Source organism: Mesorhizobium sp. M7A.F.Ca.US.006.01.1.1 (assembly GCF_003997935.1).
Classification (GTDB): Bacteria; Pseudomonadota; Alphaproteobacteria; order Rhizobiales; family Rhizobiaceae; genus Mesorhizobium.
Map to the genome: position 1 here is coordinate 1 of NZ_RZQL01000435.1, position 2,608 is coordinate 2,608.

Annotated in this window: 3 protein-coding genes and 1 pseudogene; 2 read left to right on the plus strand and 2 right to left on the minus strand. The window is 60.8% G+C overall.

Annotated features, from left to right (window positions below; translation table 11 throughout):
- A partial coding sequence (locus EN943_RS36450; protein WP_164778590.1) for a M23 family metallopeptidase occupies positions 1-978 on the plus strand: 978 nt, incomplete at its 5' end.
- A gap of 100 nt (positions 979-1,078) precedes the next feature.
- Here the strand turns inward: EN943_RS36450 and EN943_RS36455 are convergent.
- Positions 1,079-1,609, minus strand: a complete 531-nt coding sequence (locus EN943_RS36455) for an OmpA family protein (protein ID WP_013525282.1) — start codon at positions 1,607-1,609, stop codon at positions 1,079-1,081.
- A 148-nt stretch (positions 1,610-1,757) separates the two neighbouring features.
- Between EN943_RS36455 and EN943_RS36460 the strand changes: the two genes are divergently transcribed.
- Positions 1,758-2,369 (plus strand): hypothetical protein, encoded by a 612-nt coding sequence (locus tag EN943_RS36460; RefSeq protein ID WP_224673521.1) that lies wholly within the window; start codon positions 1,758-1,760, stop codon positions 2,367-2,369.
- 45 nt (positions 2,370-2,414) lie between these two features.
- Here the strand turns inward: EN943_RS36460 and EN943_RS38090 are convergent.
- Positions 2,415-2,608, minus strand: a pseudogene (locus tag EN943_RS38090) (peptidase c14 caspase catalytic subunit p20); the annotation flags it as partial.

Here is a 2,608-nt window from a genome sequence, read left to right on the forward strand (position 1 = left end):
CCCGTCAACGGGGTGATGACATCCACCTTCGGGCCACGCAAGCATCCAATTCTCGGCACCGTTCGCATCCACAAGGGCGTCGACTGGGCGGCTCCCGTTGGCACGCCGATCGCAGCCGCCTTCGATGGTGACATCACCTTCCAGGGCGATGGCGGCAGCTATGGCAATCTGGTGAAGATCTCGCACCCAAACGGGCGCGAGACGCGCTATGCGCATATGCTGAGATTTGCAATCGGGACCGGTGTCGGAACCAGGGTGAAAGCCGGCGATGTGATCGGCTATATCGGCACCACCGGCCTTTCGACCGGGCCCCACCTGCATTTCGAACTCTACCAGAATGGCGCAGCGATCGACCCACTCGGCACGGTCACCGCGGTCGCTTCCGACGATTCCGCGGTCGAGACGCTCACCGACCGTATCGTTCATGTCGAAAGCGGCGGCAGCGCTCGCGCCAAGAACCCAAATTCCTCAGCAACCGGTGCAGGGCAATTCATAAGCAAGACCTGGATCAGGATGATGAACACCTACCGCCCGGAACTTGCGCGCACGCTGTCGACAGCCGACCTGCTCGCACTGCGCTACGACGCCACGATCTCGCGTGAGATGGTTCGCAACCTGGCTCGCGAAGGCGAGGCCTATCTTCGGGAGCGTGGTCACCAGATTACGGCGGGCAGACTCTATCTCTGTCATTTCCTGGGAATGGAAGGCGCGCACCAGGTGCTGTCGGCCACAGGTTCGGCGCAACTGAGCGCCGTGCTGGGGTCGGCCGTCATCCAGGCCAACCCGTTTCTCACCGGCAAGACCGCCAGCTACGTCGTGGACTGGGCCGAAAGGAAAATGGGCCAGAAGCTGGGCCGCATGGCCACTGGCGCCGCCCAGCAGACAACGACCACGGAGGTCCGCCAGACGTCACCGGAGTTTGAAAAATACAAGCAGGCCGTCACCGCCGTCATAAGCTCAATTCAGAATACGCCTTGAACCACGCTCGCGCTGCTCTATCAGATGCTCACCCCTGTCCAAATTCCATCGGGTAGAACAATCTTCGCCCCATCCCAAGCTGCGGCGCAGCTTTGCGTGGCTATTGTGTCTTTATCCGCATTTCCACGCGGCGATTGAGCGGATCGTATGGGTTGGAACTGCGCGGGTTCTTTTCACCCATGCCGACCGCGTTGATGCGATCAGGCTCGATGCCGCTGGCCGTGAGGAAGGCGGCTACCGATTTCGCTCGTCGTTGCGACAGGCCTTCGTTGTGGTGCACCGTGCCGGTGGCATCGGTATAGCCTTCGACGACGAAGCTGAACGTGCTCAGCCGGTTGTCCTTCAGGGCTTTGGCGAACTCGTCGAGTTCAGCGCGCGCGGTGGCGTCAAGTTCGGCCGAATCCAAGCCGAAATTGATCAGCATGTCGAGGCCGGTTTTCACTGCCGACGCGTCATTGGACTTGCTTTTGCACTCCTCCGCGGAGCCAACACAAATCCCGCGGGACTTGCCGAGATCGGCCGCACCAGCAAAAAACTTCACGATGTCTTCCGATTTCTGAACGGGGTCGGCGGAAGCGTGGGTCGAGAAAAGCACGACCGCCAACACAAAAGCTGAACTGCTCCACTGCATAGCGGCTCCTCCTGGTTGAGTATTCCGATTTTCGATGTTGGGATCATAGCAAATTCGCAGGCAATTGTCTGTCTGCAATCGCCGGGGACGTGACAGTTATTGCCGCGTCACCGGTTGAGACTTGACCCGCGCCGCGCCTAAGGCTTGAGTGGCCAAGCTTCTCGATGAAAGCGTGGCGGTCATGGCCAATGGGCTCCGGTTCAAAACGGCAAGGGATCTTTTCGCGGCGTGTCCTGCTATTGCGCGGGACATGAGGAGCCTTCCAACCGACCAGCGCTCGATCGAGTTTTGCCGCGACCTTCTCGCAGGGCGCGTTCCCGAGGAAGCGGTTACATTTTGTGCCTACCTGCTTCCCGAGCGAGCCGCGGTCTGGTGGGCCCATGAATGCCTGAGCCACCTGGCCGACCTGTTGGATGAGACCGATCATCAGTTGCTCCCGCTGGTCCACAACTGGGTGGGCGAACCGGACAGTCTCCGCCACCAGGCGGCGCTCAGCACAGCCGGCGCGACGCCGCCAACAACGCCGGTCGGCTGGATTGCTCTGGCCGCGGGATGGCGTGACAATGGTTCGGCCAGGGCCGCGACGATGGCACCGGCGTTGCTGCCGTTTCCAGCCGCCCACGCAATCAATGCCGGGATTCTGGCCGGACTGGCGCGTGTCGCACTGGCTGACCGGTTCACCGTTCTTTCGGCATTTGTCGAAATGGGCATCCAGATGGCTGAGATCGAGGCCCTGAGCCAAGCAGCGGATGCGGATTAGAGCATTCGCCCGGCAGAAACCGATGGATGCCGTCATCATCCTGGCTTACTTACAGCCACCTTGCGCCCATTTTGCGAGCGCCACCTTGAAGCGCGTTCCAAGCGGATGTTGAAGCCGTAAGACAGACACGTCGTTGGCGGCGAAATTTTTCGACTGTTCACACAGCCGGGCCGCGTGCCATTCATGGCAACCGTCGCAGTGCTTTCCTTCCCATACCGACTTGTCGAGCCCCTCCACAG

Coding starts and splice junctions, on each gene's coding strand:
- EN943_RS36455 (WP_013525282.1), bottom strand. CDS start 1,609: ATGCAGTGGAGCAGTTCAGCTTTTGTGTTGGCGGTCGTGCTTTTCTCG.